A 26,046-nucleotide genomic window follows, 5' to 3' on the forward strand; every position below is an offset into this window, starting at 1 on the left:
CATGCAGATTTGTCCGTCTTTCCGGAGATTTGCCGAATATCCGCAAAAAGACCTGCACTTTTGTTCTACTTTGGGAGGCAGGGCTGGCAAAGCGCGCCGGGAATCTCCAAAAGACCATCTACATTTCCAGTTTATGTATCCACCGGATATGGTAAGAGACTTCGAAGCCATGGACATCAGGAGGCCACATGTTCATCCAATTTAAAAACAAGCTGCTGCCGAATCTGTTCAGAACAAGGCAAAGCGGATTTTACCGCAAGAGCCTTATCATCCTGCTGCTGGTTACCAGTATTCCCACGGCCTTGCTCGCCCTTGCAACCTATTATGTAGGCACGAAGCAGATCGAGCAGGAGGTTCACCGTGCCCATGAGTTCCGCTTGGAGACGATGGCGGGCAAGCTTGAGGAACAGCTTCTGCAGCTGGAGAAAATGTCGACGATGTGGACCTTTTTTCCGATTCTTCAAGGAAACCTGGGACAAATGACGGTCGAATCGTTCAAGAAAGAGATTGTTTTTACCCACGATTTGGCCAAAATGCTGCTGATTATGGGGGACTCCAATCCGCTAATCCGCGAAGTCCGGTTGTTTCTGCCCGACTCCGGCCTCTATATTTCTCCGCTCAAAGCCAACGTGGCCGTGCCGATCGACAATCCGGAGGAGCTGGAGTTTTTTCGCTCGCTGTATATTAAAGACATGCCCCAGTACTGGACGGTGGCCCAAGGCTATTTATCACTCGTGCGGCTCGTTCCGGACGAAGCGCCATACGGCTACTTCTTGACGATGATAGACGAGACCGCCATGAATAAACTGATTCAGACGGAGCACGATTCCCAGTCGACCGCTTTCATGCTCAGGGCCAACGGGGATTGGCTGGATCCGCAATACAGCAAAGAGGCGGATTATCGTCCTTTCGAATATATGCTGCGCAGGCAGGTGAATGAGCAGAATCAGGCAAGCGGCTCCTTCTATACGAAGTGGAACGGAGAGAAGTATACCGTATCCTTTGGCACGATTCCACGGACCGGCTGGATCTATGTGTCTGCCACGTCTCTGTCCAACCTGACACAGCCGGTGGTATATACGTCCCGGATTCTGCTGGCAGCGGGCGGGCTTGGAATCGCTGTCGCCGTTCTCCTCTCCTGGTTCGCTTCACTCCAGCTGTATCAGCCGATCGTCCGGCTTATGAAGCTGTTCCGCTCGTCCAGGAACGAAACGGGGGATCTCCCTAAGGACGAGATCGAGTTTATTGAACGGCAGTGGCAGTTCCTGAACAGCGAAAGCCAACTGCTGCATGAGCGGATGGAGCAGAACCTGGCCACTCTGCGGGAAATTTTCCTGTTCCAGCTTCTGCATGATCATCTGAGCCATTTGCCCGAGGATGATCTGCTTAGACGAATGGAGCAGTATGGCTGGGAAACCGAAGGAAGAACCTATTATCTGATGGTGGTCCGCCTGCTCGGATTCTCCAAGCTGCTGGACCGGTTCGGCGAAGGCGACGAGCAGCTGGTGACGTTCGCCGCCTCCAATGTCATTGCCGAGCTTGCGGCAGGCCGATTCGATCAGGCGGAAGTGGTGAACGAACAGGAGCTGGCGGTCAGTGTCCTCGTGCTTATGCCGGAGGATACCGGGCATGAGGAGGCCAAGCGGCAGCTTTATGAGTTCGGAGAGAACCTGATTCAGTCGCTGTCCTCGGTGCTCAAAATGAACATTCTCAAGCCTGGCCGGACAGTCGTCCGCCGTCTCCGATCTGCCGGAAGCGCACAGGGAGGTTAATCTGCTGTTCCGGTTCCGGAATGTGCAGGAGAGCAACCAGATTCTCGATCTGGAGCAAGCGGGGCTGCATTCGCAGGAGAGCTTGTATCCGTTCGCCCTGGAGAAGGAACTGATCCGCAGCGTCCGCTCGGGAGAACGTACGGAAGCTCTTCATAAGTTGGACCGTTTCGTGGAGGAGCTGACTACAAGCGGAGGGAAGGAAATGATCATCCGCCAGGGGATGAACCAACTGCTGGGCGTTCTGCTGCAGCAAATCATTCTGTCCGGCTTCAGCCCGCAGGGGCTCTATAACTCCCCGGATCTGTACAACGATCTGAACAAATTGCGCGAACCGGAAGAAATGTCCGCCTGGTTCAAGGAGAAGCTCGTCCTGTACATGAATGCCCTGAACGAAACGATGAGCCAGGTGCAGGACCAATGGATGCAGGAGACGGTGGATAAGGTCATCGCTCTTATGGAACAAGAATACGCACAGGATATTTCACTGGAATCGTATTCCGACCGGTTCGGTGTCAGCATATACAAGCTCAGCTCGGGATTCAAGGAAGTGACGGGCATCAACTTCATCGATTACTTGACCCGGCTGCGGTTGGACAAATCGAAGGAGCTGCTGCTTACGACGAATGACAAAGTGAACGACATTGCTTACCGTGTCGGTTACCAGCCTTCCTATTATTATCGGGTATTTAAGAAGCATGAAGGCATTACGCCGACGAAATACCGGGAAATGTACAGAGAAGGTCCGTGACGCATCTACCTGCGTTAACGGGCCTTTTTTAAAATATAAGAAAGTATAAGTTTTCATCTATACCTGTTCTTACCACATTAGAAAGTTTAAGTTCATTAAAGCATTAAAATGGAACAACTTTCTAATTGGCATAAAAAGTTACCTTTAAAACCGGGTTATTCGTCTTCGAAGAGGCTCCGTTAGGAGCTTTTTTTAATTTCACCGCAAGCGGACTATAAGCATGACGGAAATCGCCCAACCCCTTGCGGCATAAGGGAAAACGGGTCAAGTGCATATTTTTGGAGGAAGTGCAGTTTTTTGTACAGCGAAAAAATGCAGTCCTTACAAATCTTTCATGTTGAGCGAATATAGCGCTTTCATGTATAGTCGGTTCTGCCGGTACTAGACAGAGTGGAGGTTGAATCATGGCTGAGATTTCCTTGAACAAAAATACGCGGCATACGGGGAAAGGTTCATTAAGAAAGCATACCCTCCGCAAGCATCTATGGTTTTATTTGTTGGCGGCGCCGGGCATCTTATATTTTCTGATCTTTCATTACGGACCGATGTGGGGAGTGCTGCTCGCGTTCCAGGAATACAGTCCCTACCTTGGATTTTTGAAGAGCGAATGGGTGGGGCTGGAGCATTTTCAGAGATTTTTCAGTGAAACCACCTTCCTGGAGCTGCTGAGGAATACTTTGCTGCTGAGCTTATATAATCTTCTGTTTTACTTTCCTCTTACCATTATTCTGTCGCTCTTGCTTAATGAGGTCCGTTCCAGCCTGTACAAACGTTTCGTGCAGACGGTGCTGTATCTTCCCCACTTCGTGTCATGGGTCATCATCGTCGGAATTACGTTCATCTTCCTGGGCCCGTCCGGAGTGATCAATCACTATCTGGAAATCTGGATTCAGAACAATCTTCCGTTCCTGATGAGCAACGAATGGTTTCGTCCGGTCGTGCTGTTCCAGCAAATCTGGAAGGATGCAGGGTGGGGGACGATCATTTTCCTGGCGGCGCTGGCCGGAGTCAATCCGGAGCTGTATGAAGCGGCCAAGGTCGATGGGGCCAACCGGTGGCACAACATCTGGCACATCACTCTTCCTTGTATAAGAAGCACGATCATCATTCTACTCATTCTCCGCCTCGGATCGGTCATGGACTCCAACTTCCAGCAGGTGTTCCTGATGTGGAACAACTTCAACGAGAACGTCTCGAACGTATTCGATCTCTATGTGTACAAAGTCGGATTACAGCGATTCGAATTCAGCTACAGTATAGCGATAGGCTTGTTTAATTCGGTAGTCGGCCTGATTCTGATGCTGATCGCCAATTTCATGGCCAAGCTGTTCAACGAAGAGGGAATATTCTAGGGAGGACCAACCATGAAGCTACGGAAACTATCGATATTTGACGGCGTGAATGTTCTGTTCCTGCTTGGGCTTTGTTTGCTGGTCATCATACCCTTCTGGTATATGCTTGCCGTTTCCCTCAGCCCGGTCAGCGAATCGGTCGGCGGCAGATTCTATCTGTTTCCGAAGGAGTTCACGCTGGAAGCGTACCGCTACTTGTTCTCGACGAACCAGTTCGTCAACAGCCTCGGAAATTCGATCTATTTAACGGCGCTTGGAACGGTCGTCAATCTGATCGTTTCCATTACATTGGCCTATGCCATCTCCAGGAAAACCCTTCCGGGACGCAAAATCATGCTGCTCCTGATGCTGTTTACGATGGTCTTCAGCGGCGGCATGATTCCGAAATACTTGCTTGTCAAAAGCTTGGGCTTGCTGGACAGCTATTGGGCTCTAATTTTGCCCGCAGCGACGAATGCTTTCACCATACTGGTGATGAAGACCTTCTTCCAAAATTTGCCGGAAAGCCTGGATGAAGCGGCCCGGATCGATGGAGCGGGGGAGATGAGGATTCTGTGGTCGGTCGTTATTCCGCTGTCCATGCCGATCATTGCGACTTTCTCATTGTTTTTCATGGTCTCTTACTGGAATGATTTCTTCTCCGCCATTATTTATTTGAGCAATCCGGAAAAATGGCCGATCCAGGTGCTGCTGCGGCAAATGGTTGTCGTCGGCAATTCCAACTTCGCCAATGAGGCGAATCTCGATTTCGAGCTGGCCAGCCAGGTCGGCGATAACGTGAAAATGGCGGCGATTATCGTTGCTATGATTCCCATTGTGCTTGTATATCCGTTTCTGCAGAAGCACTTCGCGAAGGGGGCGATGCTCGGGTCGATTAAAGAGTAGGCACAGGATTTCCGGTATGCTTCGCTTGCAGAACTGCTAGGTTTCAATATTTAAAGAGGGGAGTTAATCGATATGAACATGAAGAAATGGGCAGGGATTTCCCTGGCGCTTACTTTGACGATGGGCACCGTGGCCGGATGCGCTTCCGGCGGCAAGGAGGGACAGGGAGCTTCCGTGAAGGACGGGGGAGGTGAAGGCCAGCCGACGGAGATTAAAGCATTGACCATCCTCGCTTCGGGAGAGCCGCCCGTTCTGGAGAACAATAAGACGCTGGAGGAAATCGAGAAGCGGGCGAACATCAAGCTGAAGCTGGAAGTCGTTCCCGGAGACGTCTACAGCGATAAGGTCAATATTGCGATTGCGGCCGGAAACCAATACGATCTCATCCTGCTGACGGACGGCAAGGACGACAAGTATGTGAAGCTGGCCAAGCAAGGAGCCTTCCATGATTTGACCGAGCTGGTCAAGAAGAACGAGAATCTGCAGAAGATTCCCGAATACACCTGGAACAATACGATGGTGGAAGGCAAAGTATTCGGCATTCCGAGACCGAGGGGGATATACGGTGGAGGAAACTCCAACATCTTCATCCGCAAGGACTGGCTGGACAAGTATAATTTGCCCGTTCCGAAGACGCTGGATGAATTTACGAACGCTCTGAAGGTGTTCAAGGAGAACGATCCTGCCGACGGAGGCAATACGATTCCTATGGTGGCCGGGCCGTTCAACTCTCCGTGGTTCGGTTCGTTGAACCCGATCGGATTCTCCTTCGGGCTGCCGTATGTGTACAAAGTGGAGGACGGTAAGCCGGTCGCCTATTTCCAAACCCCGGAATATAAAGAGTATCTGGACTGGATCCGAATGGCATATACGAGCGGCCTGATCGACAAGGATGCGCCGGTGACGAAAACCGTCCAATCCAAGGACAAATTCAAGTCCGGGATGGTCGGAGCCATGGTGGACAATGTAGGGATGCTGGACGACAGCAACACGTCCGTCATGAAGAAGGCCGATCCGAATGCGGAATTGGTCGGCATTCCGATTCTTGAGGGTCCGAAGGGTCATAAGGGAGTGCAGATGATCGAAGGATATTTCGGCATTTGGGTCATTCCGTCCAACGTGCCCAAGGACAAGGCGGAGAAAATCGTCGAATTCCTGAACTGGAGCGCCTCCGAGGAAGCCACCATCATCTCCAAGGCGGGAATCGAAGGGGTTCATTACAACAAGTATGATCTCGCTTCCGGGGAGATAGACCGGACGGAAGAGCAGAAGAAGCTCTACGATAAGGAGAAGCCGGCCATTCTCATTCTGCAGAACGAATATGACAAATACTACTATGCCTCCTCCCTGATTCCGGAAGTCCGCCAAGCGCAGAGAGCGGTGCTGGACGAATTTGAACAAGCGGGAGTGGAAAATCCGTTCCTGTCCATTCTGTCCCCGACATTAGGCAAAAACCCGGACCATACGAAAAAGCTGACCGAAGCATCGACCAATTATGTGCTGGGCAAAGGGGAATGGGATGCCGTTCAGGCGGAAATTGACGCCTGGAGCAACGGAATCGGCGCCCAAATTCTGAAGGAATATATGGATGAATATAACGCAAGCAAGAAATAAGGGAGATTCGCACGAGAAGCCGGAAGTGGGGACATCCAACTTCCGGTCTTCCGGTTATTGCGCTGGTGAGCCCGTCCGGCTAACGCAATAAGACGATGACTTAGACTTCTTCCCGTGCGAGAGGATAGTGATCTCCCAGGGAAAAAGCCGTCCCAAGGACGGCATACATAAAACAGGGCCGAGATGTGCAGCACTAGCAAAGTTTTCCGCACTATGGATGACCGTGCCTAAACGGGCAATCCGATGGACAGCCTGCGGCTTTCCTCGGACAGCATAAACAAACTGGCCGATCGGCTGTCGGGGAAATCATAAGGCTCCGACAGCCAGGCTTGCAGATGGAGGGGACCTTGATGTACCCATTGGGAACAGCGGAATGGAAGAACGACCTGAGATGGCGGGTGTCCAATTATGACTGGGCCGGGAGAGCATTGGCCCTGCTGAAGGAAGAGATGGAGCCGGTCCTGGAGCTTCCTCTCGATATTCCGCTAATGCCGAGCGGCTTCGTTCATAATTACTTCTGTCCGGAGGATGGCGCCCGGCTTCAGCGAATAGATCGCCATCATCATCTCTGCCGCCTCTGTTCGAAGGTATGGAGCGGTTCGCCCTGGGATGAAGCAGCCGTTGAACAGGAGCACAGCTCGTACAGCCGTCGCACACGGCTGGCCGCCATCCTCCATGCGGTGACCGGGGAAGAGAAGTGGGCGGATTGGGCGAAACAGGTGCTGCTCTTCTACGCTGAGCGGTATTCTTCCTTTGTCCTGCACGATATCTTCGGCAAGCAAGGGGAAGAGGCGGGGAAGTACGGCGCGAGGGTGCAGAATCAGACGCTGTCCGAGGCGGCCTGGCTCGGGCCGTTGGCCCAGGCGTTTACCGTGCTTCGCTTGAATGGCCGGCTTACGGAGGAGAAGCAGGAGAGAATAGCGGGGAAGCTGTTCTATCCGGCGATCGATGTCATTAACCGGAATCCGCGCCGTGAGTCGAACTGGCAGGCTTATCATAATTTCGCCATGTCTGCAGTGGCCGAAGCCGTACAGGACAGGCCGCTGCTGCACCGCGCCATTCATGACCCGGATAACGGTTTTCTGTTTCAGATGGAGCGCAGCGTCGGGACCGATGGGTTCTGGTTCGAGGGGGCCTGGAGCTATCATTTTTACACTTTGGAGGCGCAGCTGCAGATCGTCTGGTCCGCCCTTGGCCTGGGAGAGAGGCTGTATGAGCATGACCGATTTGCGGCCATGTTCCGCATTCCTCTCCAAGCCTGTTGGCCGGATTATACATTCCCGGCTATTCACGATTCCGTTGAAATTGCTTTGCGGGATCACGCCCATCTCTTCGAATTCGCATTCGCGCAGTATGGAATCGGGAAGGAGCTGCTGCAGAGGTCGGAGCGCACATCGCTGTACAGCCTGCTGTTCGGGCGGCCGCTCGCATCCAGAGAGGGCAAGGAGCTCGGCGTGTCCGCCGGCGATGGCGCAAGCCGTCCTGCAGGCAGGTCATCGGTCTGCCTGCTGCGCAAGCCGGGAATGGCGGTGGCCCGGACCGGTGACAGCCCGGCTGCGCAATCGGTGTATCTCGATTACGGCGGGCATGGCGATTGGCACGGTCATTACGACAAGCTTCATCTCATGTATTATGCGCGGGGACGGAGCTGGCTGACCGATGCCGGGATGCTGCCGTACAACAATCCGCTGCATGACGCCTGGTTCCGGCAGACGATCGCCCATAACACGATCGTCATCGGGGGGCGTTCGCAGAACGCTTCGAACGGGGCATTGCTGATCGCCGAGGAGGATAACGGCGTCATCCGGCTTACCGCAGAAGTCGCGGACGCTTACGAAGGGGCGAGAATCGAGCGGAGAGTGACGCTGGCTGAGGGGATACTGATCGATATTTGCACCGTAGCCTGCGACCGTGAGCAGGTTATCGATTGGGTCGTGCATACTCCGGGGGTGCCCGTCCCTAACTCTTCGCATCGTTTGTGTCCGGTGGAAGCGTCCGAGCTGTCCTTCGAGGACGGATATCCTTTCCTTAAGGAAATCGTCCGGATCGACAGAACCGGAAACGAATGGATGCTGGAATGGAAATGGGACGAGGGCGAAGGAGCGGACGAACGCATGCAGGTATACGGCTGGGATGGGGAAGTCTCTCTCCTTTATTTGGCCGAATCGCCGGCTATGCCGGAAATCGGACGGAGGAGCGCTCTGATCCGCAGACGATCCGGGGTCAGACATGCTGAATTTGTGACGGTATTCCGGCCTTGCCGCCAGGGAGATGGGCCGCTGGACTTCCGTCTTTTTAAAGAAAGGGCACACGGTAATTAGAACAGGTTTCTCCTCGCGGACGCCGACGGGGAAGACCGGGCGAAGCTGGATAGGTTTGCACCACGAACGATTCCCGGCTATTCGATTTGGAAGCCATTGATTTGGAAGTCAAATTTGTCTGACAAGGGTGAGCAATGATGGATGAAGTGAGAATCGGAATCATTGGATTGGGGAATATGGGCTCGATGACCGCCAATTATTTATTGAAAAATGAGGTGGCGGGAGCACGGCTGACGGCCGCTTGCGATATCGATCCGGCGAGATTATCCTGGGCGAAGGAGCATCTGGGACAGAGCGTGCGCTTGTTCAATAGTGCGGATGCTCTGCTGGAGGCGGACTGCGTGGACGCGGTCTATATTGCCACTCCGCATTACGATCACCCGCCGATAGCTATCCGGGCGTTCGCGCGGGGACTGCATGTGCTGACCGAGAAGCCTGCCGGGGTGTATACGAAGCAGGTCAGGGAAATGAACGAGGCGGCCGCCGCATCCGGGAAAGTGTTCGGCATGATGTACAACCAGCGTTCCCTTCCAATCTATCAGAAGCTGAGGGAGCTGGTCCAGGCCGGCGAGCTTGGGAATATCCGCCGGACCAACTGGATCATTACGAACTGGTACCGGCCCCAGAGCTATTACGATTCGGGAACGTGGAGAGCGACCTGGGCCGGAGAGGGGGGCGGAGTCCTGATTAATCAGGACCCGCATCAACTGGACTTGTGGCAGTGGACCGTCGATATGATGCCGAAGCGAATGAGAGCGTTCTGCCACTTCGAGAAATATCGCGACATTGAAGTGGAGGACGATGTGACCGCCTATGTCGAGTACGAGAACGGCGCCACCGGCTTGTTCGTGACGACGACGGGGGAGGCCCCCGGAACGAATCGCTATGAAGTGACCGGAGACCGGGGGAAAATCGTCATCGAGAACGGAACGATGACGTTCTGGCGGCTGACGGTTCCCGAGCCGGAGTTCAATCGGACCTTTACCGGAGGATTCGGCCAGCCGGAATGCTGGAAATGCGAAATCCCGGTGCGCCAACCGGCCAAGGACGGGCATATCGTTATTTTTCAGAACTTTGTGGACGCGGTTCGCAGCGGTACTCCGCTGCTGGCTCCGGGAGAAGAAGGGATCAAAGGACTGTCTTTGTCCAAAGCGATGCATTTGTCCACATGGATGGACGACTGGGTGGAATTCCCGATAGACGAAGACTTGTATTACGAGAAGCTGCAGGAGAAGATTGCGGGCAGCCGGATGAAGGCGGGGGCGACCGCCCGAACCCTCGATGTGAACGGAACGTTTAACAGTTGATTACCCGAAAGATAGTTAAGGGAGAAAGGACGGAGGCCATTGTCGAACTCAACGGAGGTTAAGCAAGCACAGCGTATGAAGTGGTGGACGGAAGCGAAATTCGGAATGTTCGTTCATTGGGGGTTATACGCCATCCCCGGACAAGGCGAGTGGCAGATGTACAGCGAGAAAATACCCGTGAAAGAGTACGAGAAGCTTGCCGGGCAGTTCAACCCGGTACGGTTTGATGCACGGGAATGGGTGCGGATCGCCAAGGAAGCGGGAATGAAGTATATCGTCATAACGGCCAAGCATCACGACGGTTTTGCAATGTATTCTTCCTCTGTCGAGCCGTTCAATATCGTCGATGCCACTCCGTTCAAGCGGGATCCGATGAAAGAGCTGGCCGAGGCTTGCCTTGAGGAAGGCATTCGGTTGTGCTTCTACTACTCGCATGTCATCGATTGGCATCATCCGCATTCGGTGCATAACGCGGCGAACAATACTTGGGATTACCGGATGGAAGAGAAGGATTTCCCCATATATTGGAACAGTCTGGCGAAGCCGCAAATCCGGGAGCTGCTGACGCAGTATGGACCCGTCGGACTCCTCTGGTTCGATACGGCGGGCGGTTTGTCCAAGGAGGACAGCGAAGACATGGTCGCTCATGTGCGCAGCCTGCAGCCGGAATGTCTGGTTAACAGCCGGGTGAGCCATTTCAAGGGAATGGGCGATTACCAGTCCAAGGGAGATAATGAGACTCCGATGTATGGCGAGGATGAGCGGCCGTGGGAAACGCCGATGACTCTGAACCGGACCTGGGGGTTCAGCCCGAAGGACCAGGTGTGGAAGACGACGGAGTCGCTTGTTCGCAAGTTGGTCCATATCGTTAGCAAGGGAGGCAACCTGCTTCTCAACGTGGGGCCGTCTCCGGAGGGGACGATTCCCGGAGAGTCGGTGGAGCGGCTGAAGGAGCTGGGAGAATGGACCCGCCGGAATGCGGAGGCGATCTATGCGGCATCGGCCAGTCCGTTTCCGTATGAATTCGATTGGGGAGCGATTACGGCCAAGCCTGGGAAGCTGTATCTGCACATCCACAATGACAAGTGGCCGAAGACAGGCAAGCTCGTGCTAAGAGGCGTGCGCAACCGGGTGAGCCATGCGTATCTGCTGGCCGACCCCGGTAAGCGGGCCTTGGAGACGGAGCAGACCTTCGACGATGGCCTGCAGCTTCATACGCTTGCGATCGGCCTTCCCGCGCAAGCGCCGGATTCGTATGTTTCCGTTGTCGTTCTTGAGCTGGAGGGAGAGAACGACATCGACAGCGGATTTACGGTACTGCCTTCCGGAAGTCTCAAAATGGATATCCCGTCCGGCCGCCTGACGGAAGGGTATGTAATAGCAGGTTTCGAAGGCGGTGGTCCGGTGAGGAATGCTGAATGGAGCGTTATGGTTCCGCAGCCGGGAACCTATCGGCTGTCGCTGGTCAGCTTCAGGCGGACAGATGCCGTGCTGGAGGAAGGATTCAAGGCTGGGGTGGAGCTTGTCATGAACGATCGGCCGTTCGTCGGCATTCCGAAGGAGGACCGGATCATCACGGATTCTCCGGCTTGCCAGCACCCTTATTCGGAGGTCCATTCCATAATGGGTGAAGTGGAGATTCCTCGGCCGGGCCACTATTCGTTAACGCTGAAATCGGCCTTGATCAAAGAGCGCCATTCGAAATTCACCGAGATATGGCAGGCGGATCCGGTGAAGCTGCGCTCGGTCATGCTTGTTCGGATATAAGGGGATTTAAACGGGTTAAATCCGGGTATCTTTTTATCCGCAGGGAATCATCAATGGCTTGTACGGATGCTTATGCTAGAATAGGGGGAAATCCAAGGAAAGGAATGAGCTTGAATGGATGGAATGGGCGCGAAAGCGGTTCCGGTACCGGAGCCGAGAGTGGAGCGATTCGAGAAGCTGGGCTTCGGCATGTTCATTCACTGGGGATTGTATTCCCAGCTCGGGCAGGGCGAATGGATTCAAAAGATCGGCGGCATTCCCGGAGCGGAATATGCGAAACTGAAGGAGAGCTTTACTGCCTCCGAATTTGATGCGCGGGAGATTGCACGAATGGCCAAACGGGCCGGGATGAATTATATTACGATCACGACCCGGCATCACGACGGCTTCTCTCTGTATGATACCCGGGGGCTGAGCGAGTATGATGCTCCCCACAGCGCCACCAAGCGCGATCTGATTGCCGAATTCGTCCACGCCTGCCGGGAAGAGGGGCTGCTGCCGGTCTTCTACCATACGACGCTCGATTGGCATCAGGAGAGCTATAAGTCCGATTTTGACGCTTATTTGGATTATCTGTACCGGTCGGTGGAAGTTCTGTGTACCCATTACGGGCCCATAGGCGGCCTCTGGTTTGACGGGAATTGGGACAGACCCGATGCGGACTGGAAGCTGGACCGGCTGTACGGAATGATTCGCAGGCTGCAGCCGGAAGCGATGATCATCAACAACACGGGACTGGAGCATAGGGGCGAGGTAGGGCATCCCGAGATCGACAGCGTCACCTATGAGCAGGGGCGCCCGAAGCCGATGGACCGCAGAGGAATGAGCAAGTATGTGGCTGCCGAAATGTGCGAGACGATCAACGATCATTGGGGAATCGGCCGAGCCGATTTCATGTACAAGTCGGTGCCGGCACTTATCGAGAACCTGTGCGCATGCCGCAAAGTGGGAGCGAATTATTTACTCAATGTCGGCCCGACCGCCGAGGGGGCCATTCTTCCGATTCAACAAGCGATGCTCGAGATGATCGGAGACTGGCTGAACGTATTCGGCAAGCCGATTTATGAAGGCAAGCCCAGCGATGTACAGGGGGAAGGCGATCATTTCGTATTGGAGACCCCCGACGGGAAGCTCTACCTGTTCATTTACCATCTTAAAATCAGCGGCCACGCAAATGTAACCGTTAACGGGGGCGGGGCCGGGGAGAAAACATTCACAGGCCTGAAGCGGAAAGTCGCGTCCATTCGTTGGCTGGACAACGGGGAAGAGCTGTCATTCACCCAAGACGAGGAAGCCGGAACGCTCCGTTTCTATGCTACCGGTTATCCCTATGGAGTCAATTATGTCGTAAGGGTCGCGGAAGTTTCTATGGCATAAATAATGGAGGGGATTAGGACATTGACAACTCATGTGGCGGATGAGGGGATTTTGGACAGAAGCAAATATGCGGAGCCTCCCGTATGGACTCAGGCATCAGTCGAAAGGGCGATCCACTATGTTCTTGCGCAAATAGACCGCAATCTGGACGTGTTTACGGACAGGTTTCCGTCCCCGGCCAGCAAGGGAAACGTCTACGAGCCGTGGGAAAATATCGAGTGGACTCCCGGATTCTGGACGGGTATGCTGTGGCTTGCCTATGAGGTGACAGGGGACGACAAATACCGCAGAACAGCGGAAATCCAACTGGAAACGTATCGCAGACGGGTCGATGAAAGGATCGGCACCGAAACCCACGATCTGGGGTTTATTTATTCGCTGTCCTGTGTTGCCGCCTATAAGCTTACAGGCAACGGGCAGGCCAAGGAAACCGCGCTTAAAGCGGCCGATCTGCTGATGGAGCGTTATTTCGAAACCGCCGGTATCATTCAAGCATGGGGAAATCTGAATAATCCGCAGCAGCGCGGGCGGATGATTATCGATTGCTGCATGAACCTGCCGCTGCTCTATTGGGCTTCCGAAGAAACGGGACGTCCGGCTTATCATCGCGCGGCTGAGAGGCATGTCCGGCAGTCGGCCCGGTATTTGATCCGGAACGATTCCTCCAGCTATCATACTTTCTATATGGACGTCGATACGGGCGAGCCGAAATACGGCAGAACGGCGCAGGGCTACTCCGACGATTCGTGCTGGTCACGAGGGCAGGCCTGGGCGGTCTACGGCTTTCCTCTGAGCTACCGTTATACGGGGGATACGTCGCTCATCGATCTAGGGCAGAAAGTGACTCATTATTTCCTGAACCGGCTTCCGGAAGATTACGTTTGCTATTGGGATCTGATTTTTACCGAGGGAGAAGAGGAGAGGGACAGCTCGGCTGCGGCCATAGCCGTATGCGGGATGCTGGAGCTTGCCGGACATCTTCCCGTTATTAACGAGAACAGGCGCCTGTATGAGAATGCTTCTCTTCATATTTTAAAATCGCTGACAGAGCGCTACACGACGGAGAGCACTCCCCATTCGAACGGAATCCTCCTCCATGCCGTTTACGGCAAACCGTTAAACAACGGGGTGGATGAGTGCTGCATCTGGGGGGATTACTATTATTTCGAGGCACTCGTACGCGTGCTTAAGGATTGGAAGCTTTACTGGTAGGCGCCGGGCTTTCCGGCGGGGACAATGGAGGCCGATGCTTTATTAGCAAGAAACAATAAGGGGATCCCTTAGCCGGGACCCCCTGTCTTACCTTATAATGGCCGATCTTCGCGCTGATCGGAATTAGGGTCGAGGGAAGCATCTGCAGAAGATGAACCTCCTGCTTCTTCCGCTGTCTCCTTCTTGCCCAGGAATCTCTTGAACAGTCCCCAGAGTGCGCCGATTCCTGCGATAACGACAATCCAGAATTTTTTCAGGAACAGCAGCAGGGCTGACAGCAGACCTAATTTCTTGGCAGCCATAACTCCGGCCCCTCCAAGAATGAGTCCGCTCAATCCGTACTCTGCTTTTTTGTCCGTACTTGGATCGAAGTCGTCATATCTGTGTCCTTCCTTCAGCGAGAATGCGGAAAGCACCTGCTCTTCCATCACTTTGCGATCGGCTTCCAAATTGTCGGGATCCGATACGAGGATGACAGAAACTACGCCTACGCGAGTCAGGATACGGGAATTGTAGTTGATCAGCTTATTCCCCATGCCGTCGCGCGCCAGCAAGGACCACGATAGGTTGTGCGTTTTCTCGTCATAGAAGGGGGGAGTATCCCAGCCATCTACATATAAGCGGTTTTCTTCGGATAATGACTTGTTGCTCTCTTCTGTGCCATCTTGATAGCTTTTTAGAAGCTTTTTAGCGTCGATCTTGTCTTTTTCCTTCTCACTGATATGGCCGGTTTCTTCATACTCGAAGTACACTGCCCATAGCTGATTCTCATCTTCCGGGAAGACAACCCCGATCTCTTTGTTGGACGGCATGCCGCCGGTGATTGTCTGATAGCTTCTGGCATCGGTGCTGTTCAAAAACAGGAAACCTTCGTTCAATTTCAGTTCGGCGAGGCCATCGCCCATTTCTATTGTTTGCCCGCTGCCTTCCACCCAATTCAGAGCTGAAAGCTTTGCCGCGATATCATTGCTGCTTGTCTCGGCGAATGCGGCAGCCGGCCATAATGTCGTTACCAAGGTAAGCATAATAAGGTGTAAAAAAATACGTGTGCTTCGAATGATCTTCATTTTCTGGTTAAACCCTCCACTGATATGTTTTCCAATTTGCAAAAAAAAACCGGGCGCAGGTCCGTTGTCCTATGCCCTTTCCATTGCCATAGACCGTTGTCCTTTCTATACCTAGAATTTATGAATGAACACTAGATTCTATTATCGGGGAAAATATACCAGAATGTGACAGTCATTGAGAACTATTTATTTCTAGGACTTTTGTAATGAAAGCAAAAAAATGTTATTTTATCACTTATTTTGGTCAGTTAGAGTTTGAATTTTTTTGATAATTGATTATAAATCGACCTTTTTCGACAAAGAAGGACAGGAAAATGTTGTCTTGCTAAAGTAGGGAAGAAGATGGATAATAGGCCTTAAGGGTAATGTTGAGTCTATGGGACTACTAAGCTGAGAGCAGGCGGACGGATGCTATTGCGGACAAATCCGGTTTGCTTTGATCTTGTGTATAGAGGGGAAAATTCCCCAATAAGGAAAACAATGGGGGTTAATGAGGCTGGCAACGGAAAGGGGAGAATTCCCGTGGAATGGCCAAGCAAGAGCTATACCGCAAATATTATTAATTCATCCAGAGAAGGGCAGGCATCACGGGATCAGATGACAAAGAGCAGTGGTTCGAACGGAAAGTTTCATAAATTTAACATTCATGTATCGATCGAGAACATGGATGAACAGCAGGCGATAGATTATCTCCATGTTCTCTTTCGTCATGCGGGCGTAAGAGATGTGGAGATTATCCCGGACCGTCCCGACGGCATCTCTGAAGGAGCGGAGAATGCCGAGGCATCTAAACAGCATCATGAGGAGGACCGGAATAAGGAACGGATTCGCGGTTGGATGGCCAGCGGCCGGCTAATTTGGCTGGTAGTCAACCGGAACAGCGAAGCGAGAGGACGGATTCCGTGTCGGATACTAAATTACGATGAAAGCAGCCGCTTATTGACCATCTATCATGTGGATGAGAAGAAGGTATACACTTATAAACTTGATGAAGTGGAAGATTTCATAGAGTAGTGCGGAAGGCTAACGGCGTGATTCCGGCCGGGTGAGGTTAGCGGAGAACCAGTAATAAAGCGGGGATAAACCGGGGAAAATCAGGGATTCCGGTGTAATTTGAGAAAAACTGGGAAAAACAAGGAAAAACCAAAGGGCACCGAAAAAAAACGAGAAAGACCAGGGAAACTGAGAAAAACCGTCGGCAAAAATGAGCTTCGCGCAACTCGAGGTGTATGTCCATACTTTGACGATTGGTGCACTTTAATCTGCTTTTTTTCTGGCCGTTCCTTCCAATTTTTAAGAGAAAATCCGCTTATAAGTAAAAGGGCTGATTAACGTGCATTATTGGATTATTATATGATCGCTTCTTCGCAGCCGTTCGAAGATGCTCAAAGATTGTTGAATCGGGGGCCATTCAGGTTCCCGGTATTTTTTTGTCTATTTTGCCTGATGCGATAGGTAATGTGATGGAGAGACTGGTCCAGAGAATCAATATGTGCAATTCATAGTCTGTTCTCTGATGAAAATCCACCTCCGATATTAATGCTCCCTCGCCGCCTCAAGGAGGAACGGAGGAAAGAAACATCGAAGCGGCGGGCTCCGCAAAAAAGATGCGAAATGCCAGGAATGACGGGCATTGTAAAGAATTGCATATCGGCGTCCGTGCTGCCGATGGACAAAAAAACGCGATGCAAGGTACAGTGGTGGAAACATGAAAGGGGGAGCGGAGTTCTTAGGGAACAAAAGTCGAAGAAGAAATCTCAAAGAAGAAATCTCAAAGATGAAATGATAAAGAGAAATAAAGAGGAGAGCAAATATAGCATCATGCCTTCGATGGATAGTGGAGGGAATAGGTGACCGAACTGATTGGAATGGACCTATCCATGGATTAGGAGGAAGAACAATGTGTAAGAACAGAATGAATTTCATAATTATGCCCATTCTTGCGTTCATCCTGATGATCAGCATGCTGGCGACGGATTCTGCCATAGGGCTGGCGGCAGCAGGGGCAGCCCCGGGCAAGGACACCGTCAATTTCTCCGTCGAACTAAACGGCGACTCGGTTCCCCGCAATCCCCGCTTCAAGCTGGAGCTGGTGTGTAACGGCAGAACAGAAGCCTTGGCGGTATTGAACTCCCAGAGCAAGGCTCCGGTCAATCTGCCGCATCATGCCGCAGGGCAGCTCTGTACTGTCCAGGCTTCTACCGATGGAGGCGCTGTGCTGGGGAATGAAGTTGTCTTTACGATTCGACAAGACGAGGATGTTCTCGCCCGGCGTGTAGTCTATCCGGATGGGCAGCAGGCTGTTTCGACCGACTTCCATGTTCCGCATGGGGAATTAACCGTAGAAGTATCTCATGAATTCACCGAGGGACCGTTGGGCACTCCGGTGCGCGCCATGGTTTGGAATTTGTGGGGAGGAGGCCGGTCCGCCGGCGGGGAAGAGAACGTTCAGCAGATCATTGATGTGATGCGCCATGAGAATCCGGACATTCTGTTTACCGTAGAGACCTACCGGTCCGGGGAGAAAATATTGGCGGGGCTAAATGAAGGCTTGCCTGAAGATCAGCAATATACGGCGGTCCAGGTAACGAATGAGCCGGTGCATCAGCCGGATAATGATAACCTGTGGATTTTCAGCCGTTTTCCGGTGGTCAAGCAGTATCCCGTTATGAAGCATCCGGGACTGATGAACAGCTTCCATTTCGGCGGAATCAAGGTACAGCTTCCCGACGGGCAAGAGGTGAACGTATTCAATACTTGGATCTACCATGAGGGCTGGGCCTGGGATTATGTGAACCGCACAGTGGGCGAAATTACGTACGGACTTCCGCGTACTTACACCAATGCGGAGATTGTGGCTACGGACTTGGTCCGCCGGATAGAGCATATCCGCAAGATTCTTACGGTCAATCTTCCCACTCTTCTGCAGGGCGATACTTCGCCGATTCTGCTGGCCGGAGACTTCAACACTCTGTCCAGTACAGACTGGAGCGAGAGGTTTGCCGATGCGCCGGGCCATGCCGGGCTTGTGCTGCAGTGGCCGGTCACTTCGCTGATGGAGGAAGCCGGATTTATCGACTCGTACCGCTGGGCGAACCCGGATGCGGCCCGTTATCCCGGAAGCACCTGGAGCCCTTACCACGGGTATGGCATGGCTCCGGGACGCATTGATTACATATGGGCCTACGGGCAGGAGATGAGGATCCTCGGCTCGCATACCCGGGATCAGCGGCTGCCGGAGCATGGGACGGATCGCCTCTTCTATTCCGATCATGCCGCGGTCATCACCGATCTGATCATTCGGAATTCGAATACTCTTCCCGATCCGCCGGAGCCGCAGCCGTCCTATGTGCCGCATAGTCAAATGACGGCCTACTCCACCAGCGAGCATGTAGGCTACGAAGCCTCCAAAGCGATAGACGGGAATCTGAAGACGATGTGGCATTCAGAGTGGGCTCCGAAAGACCCTCTGCCGCAATCGATTACTCTCGACCTCGGAGGAGTTTACGATGTTACCGGCCTGGACTACCAGACTCGCGCGGATTTCAAGCCGGATGGCATCATTACGGGTTACCGGGTGCTTGCCAGCGCTGATGGAGCCCAATTTGCCGAGGTCGCTTCCGGAGTATGGGATCGTGATTACTATCTGAAGAAGATCGAATTCTTCGCTCCGGGCACCCGATATCTTCGCTTGGAAGCGACCGAGGGGAGCGGCGGGGTGGCTTCGGCGGCAGAGATCCGTGTCCGTTATGAACCGGGTAAAGTGCAGGAATCCGTTGTGAATGCTGGTGAATAAGGGTCTGGGCGCGTGGGCGGCAGCAAGTATAAAGAGCCGCGGATAAAGCCGGATTGCGGAAGAAAAACACAGTGAATTACGTAACGAAGCTAACGGGCTGGCCAACGGCCGGCCGGATGAATTTTGAGAAGGAGAGGATAGGAATGAGGGGGAAAAGAGCAGGCTGGATGTCGCTGTCCATGGCGGCGGTCCTGTTATTAACGTCTGCATGTCAAAGCGGTGGCGGAGCAGCCGGCCAGAAGAAGGGGGAGGGCCCTTCGGAACAGGAAAGCACAGGTGCCGCTGTTAACAAGACCGGGTTTCCAATCGTGAACGAGCCGATCAAGCTCAATATCGTAGCGGGCAAGGCTACGGCGAACGGTCCGGACTGGAATGACATTATGCTGTTTAACGAATATGAGAAGATGACCGGCATCGATGTCGAATGGCAGATGATTAATAAAGAGATTTTAAGCGAGAAGCGGAATCTGATTCTGGCAGGGGGAGACCTCCCCGATGCTTTCTACGCGGCGCTGTTGTCGGATAAAGATGTAATGAAATATGGAGAGCAGGGTGTCTTTATCAAGCTTAACGAGCTGATAGAGGAATATGCCCCCAATATCAAAAAGCTGCTGGACGAAAATCCGGACATCAAGAAGGGGCTGACGATGCCTGACGGCAATATCTACTCGATCCCGAGAGTGTATGATCCGGGCTTCACCTCGGTACTGATTAACCCGAAGTCTTGGATTAATCGAGAGTGGACGGACAAGCTGGGATTGCAGAAGCCCGAAACGACCGAGGAGCTGTATTCATTTCTCAAAGCCATGAAGGGGCAGGATTTGAACGGAAACGGGGAGGACGACGAGATTCCGCTCGGGTCCGAGAGCATCAATTATTTGATCAAATGGTTTTACGGCCCTTGGGGCTTGCAGAACAGAGGGTCGCGCCATTCTTATGTGGACGTGAATCCGCAGACGGACGAATTGCGCTTCTTCCCCATCGACGACAACTATAGAGAGATGCTGGAATATGTTCAAAAATTATATCAGGAGAAGCTGATTGACCCGGATATCTTCACGATGAATTCCGCGGAGTTTCTGGCGAGAATGCAGTCGGGCCGGTACGGATCCTATATCGGCTGGGACCCCGTAGGCTGGGCGAACCTCAAGCAATTTGAAGGAGCGCCGGCGCTGGAGGGACCGCATGGCGATAAGACGGTCGTCAAAAATTCCTCTCTGGTTACGCTGGGAACCTTCGTTATCACGAACAAGAATGAGCATCCTGAAGCGACGATGCGTTGGATCGACCACTTCTTCGGGGAGGAAGGCAGCAAGATGTTCTTCATGGGCTTCGAGGGAGTGACCTACAAAGAAGGGGCGGACGGCAAGGCGGAATATCTGGACGAAATCTCCAATCATCCGGGAGGCTTGTCGCTGGACGAGGCGGTCTCGCAATATTTGATTTGGCCGGGAGGCGGAACCCCGGGAATCATCTCCGAGCAGTATTTCAAAGGGGGAGAGAGCCTGCCGACCTCCATGGAGACAGCCAAGCTGCTGGAGCCCTATGCCGGCAGCGAAGTATGGCCGCCCTTCTCCTTCACCTCGGAGGAAAACAGCCGAATGGCGGGCTTGAGCTCGGATATCGGGACTTATGTGACGGAGATGCGGGCCAAGTTCATTACCGGAGCCAAGCCTCTGTCCGAATGGGATGAATATGTACAGACCATCAAGAAGATGGGGCTAGAGGAGTATATGAAAATTTATCAGTCGGCCTATGAGAGATACAAGAACGGCTAATCCTGACCTGAACCAAGACTTTCCGGCCGCCCTGTCCGGACGCTAAGTGCCAATGGACAAGCACCGGGCGGCCCCTATAACTACTTATCGGTTCCTTTGATGTCCGTATGGTCAAGGGAACCGGGTTAGGGGGCAAGGGTGGAAACCTGAAACCTTTGGGGATAGTTTTCTACGAAAATATATAGGAGGAGAACGAGTCATTGGCCTATACGCATTCGAATATCCGCAAGACGGCTAACTCCATGCCTCCGCGGAAACACCGCCGGCATCCTGCGATCCGGTCGGTCTGGAGAAATTGGGAGCTTTATTTGCTGCTCCTTCCGGTGATCGCCTACTTCGTCATTTTTAAATATGTTCCTATGTATGGCGTGCAAATTGCTTTTAAAGATTTTATGGCGGCCAAAGGGATTTGGGACAGCCCCTGGGTCGGGTGGGATCATTTCGAAAGATTATTCAACAGCTATTACTTCTGGCGTCTCATCAAGAATACGCTTGGCATCGGAATTTACGAGCTGGTGGTAGGCTTTCCGGTTCCCATTATTCTCGCCTTGATGATTAATGAAGTAAGGGCTGCATGGTTCCGCAAGACGGTACAGACTGTTACCTACGCGCCGCATTTTCTGTCTACCGTCGTCATGGTGGGGATGGTATTTATTTTCCTGTCTCCGGGCAGCGGACTGATCAATCAGTTAATCAAACTGTTCGGATTGGAACCGGTTTCGTTCATGACCGAGCCAGGGTGGTTTAAATCAATTTTTGTGTTATCGGGCGTATGGCAGAATATGGGCTGGAGCTCTATTATTTATCTGGCCGCTCTGACCGGCATCGATCCTCAGCTGCATGAAGCCGCCAAGGTGGATGGGGCCAGCCGGCTGCAGAGAATTTGGCATATCAACCTTCCGGGCATTATGCCGACCATCGTCATCCTGCTTATTCTGAACGTGGGAAATTTGATGGGAGTCGGGTTCGAGAAGGTGCTTCTGATGCAGAACGATTTGAATATGGAAGCTTCGGACGTGCTATCGACTTATGTTTATCGGAGCGGGATATTGGAGGCGCAGTACAGCTTCTCCGCAGCGGTAGACCTGTTCAATGCGATAGTCAATTTCATTCTGCTGGTTTCGGTCAATTACCTGTCCAGAAGAGTGAGTGAAACGAGCTTGTGGTAAGGAGGGAAGAGCAGTATTGGACAGAGAATCATGGGGAGACAGGCTGTTCGGGCTCATCAACGGGTTCATGCTGGCAGTGGTACTCATTGTCGTGCTGTACCCGTTATGGTTCGTGGCCATGGCTTCGATCAGCGACCCGATGGCCGTTTTAAACGGCAAGGTATGGTTATGGCCGCAAGGCCTGACACTCGTCGGATATGAGAAAGTGTTCGCGAATAAAGATATTTTGCAAGGATACGGAAATACGCTTCTCTACACGGTTCTGGGAACGGCGATCAACCTGGTGATGACTGTGCTGGCCGCTTACCCGTTATCCAGAAGAGATTTGTATGGCCGCAACAGCGTGATGGCGTTTCTGGTGTTTACGATGTTTTTTAGCGGGGGAATGATTCCAACCTACTTGCTGGTGAAAGACCTGGGGATGATCAATACGATCTGGGCCATGGTGATTCCCAATGCGGTGTCCGTATGGAATATCATCATTATGCGGACGTTCTTTCAGCAGAGCCTGCCTCACGAAATTCAGGAGGCCGCCCAGATCGACGGCTGCTCCAACATCAAAATATTATTTAAAATCGTACTGCCCCTTTCGACCCCGATTCTGGCCGTCATGGTCTTGTTCTACGCAGTCGGGCATTGGAACGCCTTCTTCAACGCGCTGGTTTATTTGACGGAAAGAGACAAGTTCCCTCTGCAAATCATTCTGCGGGAAATTCTCATCCAGGGCCAGACCGCGCAAATGATGGATATCGGTGCACAGGAGGGCATGGCCAAGAAGCTGATGGAAGCCGAATCGATCAAGTATGCCGTCGTGATTGCCGCCAATCTGCCGGTGCTTGTGCTGTACCCGTTCCTGCAGCGATATTTCGTCAAAGGGATTTTCATAGGATCACTAAAAGGCTAATCTTAACGAAATCTAAACATAAAATTGACATGGGTTACAAATTCGTGGTGTATTATACCTGTTGTAGCCCGTGTTTTTACATGTGTATACGCTTACATAATCTGGTAAAAAGTTTTTAGGCCATCCCTGCTCTCATCTATAACCTTAGTCAACAGAAGACCAATATCAGGCTGCAAAAAGGGGGAAAGCGCTCATGATGCGAGCGGTTCTGAAACGGATATTTCGCGTGCCCTCATGGTCCGGACGCTTCTATCAGTATTTGTTTTCTTATATATTACTGATCGTGATGCTGCTGGTTATCGTCGGCAGCGTCATATACGGTTCCTTTATTTCGGTGCTGCGGGAGGAAGTCGAGGGCTCGGTCATTGCGACCTTGACCCAAATTAAAGAGGCAATGGACACAAGAACGAGTGAAATGAACCGGATGGCTCTGCAAATTGCCGCCAATCCCCTGCTGACCCCATTCATGGTTGCCGAAGGCGGTTACGGAACTTATCAGGCGGTTCAGGATTTGAAAAAATACCGGTCGGCCAATGACTTTGTTCATGAAGTCGTTCTGTACTATGGAGATGGGCAGGCCTCCACGATGTATGCGGCAAGCGGCATTCACAGCATCGATTATTTCTTTAGATTCGCCTACCCGTTTAGCCAGTGGGGCAAGGAGGAGTTCGTCTCCACCTTGTCTTCCCTGGAGAAGCCCGTGATCCGTTCCGTGGAGCAAGCGGCCGCCGGAGGGGCGCCTTCCTCCGGTTATGTGCTTTATCTGCATCCGTTGTCGGTCGATGCCAGCCGAGGGTATGGGGTTGTTCTGTTTATCATCAAAGAAGACGAATTGAATTCGATGATCAGCAAGGTTCTCAAGGATTACAGCGGATTTACATTCATACTGGACGAGAACGGCAGACCCGTAACGAAAGTGCTGTCCAACATTTCGGAAGAGCAGGCGGGCAGCATTCTCGAAGCGTTCCCGCCTTCGGAATCCGGTGAGGCCATCCAGTCGGTATCCGTCAATCGAACGGATTACTCCATGGTTCAACTGAAATCCGAAACCAATGGCTGGTCCTATATTACGGTTATGCCGACGGATCAATTTTTGGGGAAGGTGAATGAAACCCGCACTATTTTTCACTACACGGTGGTCGCTGTCCTGTTGCTGGGCTTGCTGCTGGCCCTTGCTTTCTCGATCCGGAATTACCGGCCTCTTCTCAAGCTGGCCGGCGGGCTGGCCGACAGACGAATCATCAAGGAATGGCCGAGGAAAACCGATGAAATCAGCCTGATTTCGAAAGCGATCGGCGAGGTGACCCGGGAGAACCAAGGGCTGCTGGAGAAGCTGAACAGCCAAGCCAGTTTGTTAAAGGCGAGTTATGTTCTGTCACTTGTAGAGGGCAAGGTGAAAAGCACCGAAGAATGGGATGAAATCCGGGAAGCTCTGGATTGGCCTGCGGAGTACCCTCATTATGCCGTTATGCTGCTGCTGATTGATAATTACGACCGGTTTGTCGGAGAGAATACAAAGCCTATGCAGGATATAATCAAGTACAGCTTGATCCAGATGGCCGAGAATTTGTCCCAAAGGCTGGGCGCCGGATGGGGGGCGGAATACAAGGAAGGGCGGGGCATCGTCATCCTGCTCAATATCCGCGAAGGCTTGGACGAGCTTAACGATTTGGCCGACCTGGGGACGAAGGTAAGGCTGTTTGCCAATCAGCACTACCAGGTTGGCGTCACGGTTGGAATCGGCGGGATGTTCAATAATATCACCAAGCTTCCGCAATCTTTGACGCAGGCGGACCATGCGGCCCGATGCCGGCTGGTCAAGGGAGGCAACCAGGTCATCTGCTATAGCGAAGTCGAGAAGTCGAAGGAAAGCATCATCTGGTATCCGTTGGAATCGGAGAAGCTTCTGGTCAAAGCGATTAAGCAAGGGAATAGCGATGAGGTCCGGACCGTCATCCGGGATATGATGAGCAGCATGGTCAACCAGCCTATATCGATAGAGAAGGTCGAATTTATAGGCTTCGATATGATCAACACGGTCATGAAAACTTTGCTGGAAATGGATATGAAAATCGAGGCAGCGGATCTGGCGATGGAGCGTTTTTTCGTGTCCCGGTTTGAAACGGTAGAGGCGCTGGAGCATAAAATGATCGAATTCTGCGACCGGGTATGCGAGTATGTGGAGCGGCATAAGGAAAGCAAAAATATAGCCTTGTTAGATCAATTGGTCGCCTATGTGGACCGGCATTATCATGATAATACCATCAACCTGGAGCAGATTGCTGGGGAATTCGGATTTTCCCCATCCTATCTGACCCGCTTCTTCAAAAACCAAACCGGGGATTCCTTGATGCGCTATATCGACCAAATCCGGATGGAGAAGGCGAAGGAGCTGCTGAGGACGACCGATATGAATTTGGGGGAGATTATAGAGCGGGTCGGTTATATTGATCCGACCAATTTTATCCGCAAGTTCAAAAAGCTCGAAGGAGTGACTCCCATTCAGTACCGGAATCTGATCCAGGCCGGCCGGCTATCGCTGCCCCAATAATTACTGAGGATCGCTGACAAAATTCGACATTCATGGACGGACGCATATGTTAAAATTAGTCATAACGAATCCGGAGCAGGGTGAGCACGAGGGACAGCTGTGATTGACGGCTGTCCTTTTTTGGCATTGGGGCACTCTGCGAAGTATTTGGAGTAAGCTAAGGCATGCGTCACTATTGTGGGGGATTTCCCGGGGCTCCATCGAAGCCCGCCCGTCACGTTGTGGAGTTGCGAGGGGTTCACGGCAAAGTAACGTATTTTTGAAGGAGGGGCAGGAAGGGAAGATCGCTTTTGGCGTTGGTTTAGACGCGGGTCCGGGCAGGTGCGGACAGAATAAACTTCGAAGGCCACCCGTCACGTTGTGGAGTTGCGAGGGGTTCACGGCAAAGTAACGTATTTTTGAAGGAGGGGCAGGAAGGGAAGATCG

At 52.5% G+C, this 26,046-nt stretch carries 18 protein-coding genes; 17 read left to right on the forward strand and 1 reads right to left on the reverse strand.

Going from position 1 to position 26,046, the window contains the following annotated elements:
- The 11 genes from FS806_RS26165 to FS806_RS11950 form a co-directional block, all read left to right on the forward strand.
- A partial coding sequence (locus FS806_RS26165; protein ID WP_222126652.1) for a hypothetical protein occupies nt 1-205 on the forward strand: 205 nt, incomplete at its 5' end.
- Nucleotides 189-1,772 carry a cache domain-containing protein gene (locus tag FS806_RS11905; protein ID WP_144936346.1) on the forward strand — a complete coding sequence of 528 codons (1,584 nt, stop codon included), beginning with the start codon at nt 189-191 and terminating at the stop codon, nt 1,770-1,772. The genes FS806_RS26165 and FS806_RS11905, both read left to right, overlap by 17 nt.
- Nucleotides 1,773-1,794: 22 nt before the next feature.
- Nucleotides 1,795-2,520: a helix-turn-helix transcriptional regulator gene (locus FS806_RS11910; RefSeq protein ID WP_144936349.1), complete on the forward strand. Its 726-nt coding sequence runs from the start codon at nt 1,795-1,797 to the stop codon at nt 2,518-2,520.
- A gap of 404 nt (nt 2,521-2,924) precedes the next feature.
- Entirely contained in the window at nt 2,925-3,872 is a 948-nt protein-coding gene (locus FS806_RS11915; protein ID WP_144936352.1) for an ABC transporter permease, read from the forward strand.
- Nucleotides 3,873-3,884: 12 nt separating this feature from the next.
- A complete protein-coding gene (locus tag FS806_RS11920; protein ID WP_144936355.1) occupies nt 3,885-4,757 on the forward strand; it encodes a carbohydrate ABC transporter permease in 873 nt (290 codons plus the stop codon).
- A 72-nt stretch (nt 4,758-4,829) separates the two neighbouring features.
- Nucleotides 4,830-6,371, forward strand: a complete 1,542-nt coding sequence (locus tag FS806_RS11925) for an extracellular solute-binding protein (protein ID WP_144936358.1) — start codon at nt 4,830-4,832, stop codon at nt 6,369-6,371.
- Nucleotides 6,372-6,721: 350 nt separating this feature from the next.
- Complete coding sequence (locus FS806_RS11930) at nt 6,722-8,692, forward strand: heparinase II/III domain-containing protein (RefSeq protein WP_186328339.1); 1,971 nt, start codon at nt 6,722-6,724, stop codon at nt 8,690-8,692.
- Nucleotides 8,693-8,829: 137 nt separating this feature from the next.
- Nucleotides 8,830-9,999: a Gfo/Idh/MocA family protein gene (locus FS806_RS11935; protein WP_144936364.1), complete on the forward strand. Its 1,170-nt coding sequence runs from the start codon at nt 8,830-8,832 to the stop codon at nt 9,997-9,999.
- Between the two features lie 39 nt (nt 10,000-10,038).
- Nucleotides 10,039-11,766, forward strand: coding sequence for an alpha-L-fucosidase (locus tag FS806_RS11940; RefSeq protein ID WP_144936367.1), 1,728 nt, complete (start codon nt 10,039-10,041; stop codon nt 11,764-11,766).
- A 114-nt stretch (nt 11,767-11,880) separates the two neighbouring features.
- Complete coding sequence (locus FS806_RS11945) at nt 11,881-13,143, forward strand: alpha-L-fucosidase (protein ID WP_222126653.1); 1,263 nt, start codon at nt 11,881-11,883, stop codon at nt 13,141-13,143.
- A gap of 3 nt (nt 13,144-13,146) precedes the next feature.
- Complete coding sequence (locus FS806_RS11950) at nt 13,147-14,355, forward strand: glycoside hydrolase family 88 protein (RefSeq protein ID WP_144936370.1); 1,209 nt, start codon at nt 13,147-13,149, stop codon at nt 14,353-14,355.
- Nucleotides 14,356-14,447: 92 nt separating this feature from the next.
- Here the strand turns inward: FS806_RS11950 and FS806_RS11955 are convergent, their stop codons facing one another.
- Entirely contained in the window at nt 14,448-15,380 is a 933-nt protein-coding gene (locus FS806_RS11955) for a DUF2167 domain-containing protein (protein ID WP_222126654.1), read from the reverse strand.
- A gap of 564 nt (nt 15,381-15,944) precedes the next feature.
- Between FS806_RS11955 and FS806_RS11960 the strand changes: the two genes are divergently transcribed.
- The 6 genes from FS806_RS11960 to FS806_RS11985 all read left to right on the forward strand — a co-directional run bounded on the left by FS806_RS11960 (nt 15,945) and on the right by FS806_RS11985 (nt 25,620).
- Complete coding sequence (locus tag FS806_RS11960; protein ID WP_144936376.1) at nt 15,945-16,436, forward strand: hypothetical protein; 492 nt, start codon at nt 15,945-15,947, stop codon at nt 16,434-16,436.
- 886 nt (nt 16,437-17,322) lie between these two features.
- Complete coding sequence (locus FS806_RS11965) at nt 17,323-19,218, forward strand: discoidin domain-containing protein (protein ID WP_144936379.1); 1,896 nt, start codon at nt 17,323-17,325, stop codon at nt 19,216-19,218.
- Between the two features lie 143 nt (nt 19,219-19,361).
- The gene (locus FS806_RS11970; protein WP_144936382.1) at nt 19,362-20,996 is read left to right on the forward strand and encodes an extracellular solute-binding protein; all 1,635 of its coding nucleotides are present in this window, start codon (nt 19,362-19,364) and stop codon (nt 20,994-20,996) included.
- Nucleotides 20,997-21,238: 242 nt separating this feature from the next.
- Complete coding sequence (locus FS806_RS11975; protein WP_144936414.1) at nt 21,239-22,165, forward strand: ABC transporter permease; 927 nt, start codon at nt 21,239-21,241, stop codon at nt 22,163-22,165.
- A gap of 16 nt (nt 22,166-22,181) precedes the next feature.
- Complete coding sequence (locus tag FS806_RS11980; RefSeq protein WP_260982063.1) at nt 22,182-23,069, forward strand: carbohydrate ABC transporter permease; 888 nt, start codon at nt 22,182-22,184, stop codon at nt 23,067-23,069.
- A gap of 193 nt (nt 23,070-23,262) precedes the next feature.
- A complete protein-coding gene (locus FS806_RS11985; RefSeq protein ID WP_144936385.1) occupies nt 23,263-25,620 on the forward strand; it encodes a helix-turn-helix domain-containing protein in 2,358 nt (785 codons plus the stop codon).
- The last annotated feature ends 426 nt before the right edge of the window (nt 25,621-26,046 follow it).

It is taken from the genome of Paenibacillus sp. 32O-W (genome assembly GCF_007679495.1).
GTDB lineage: Bacteria > Bacillota > Bacilli > Paenibacillales > NBRC-103111 > Paenibacillus_L > Paenibacillus_L residui.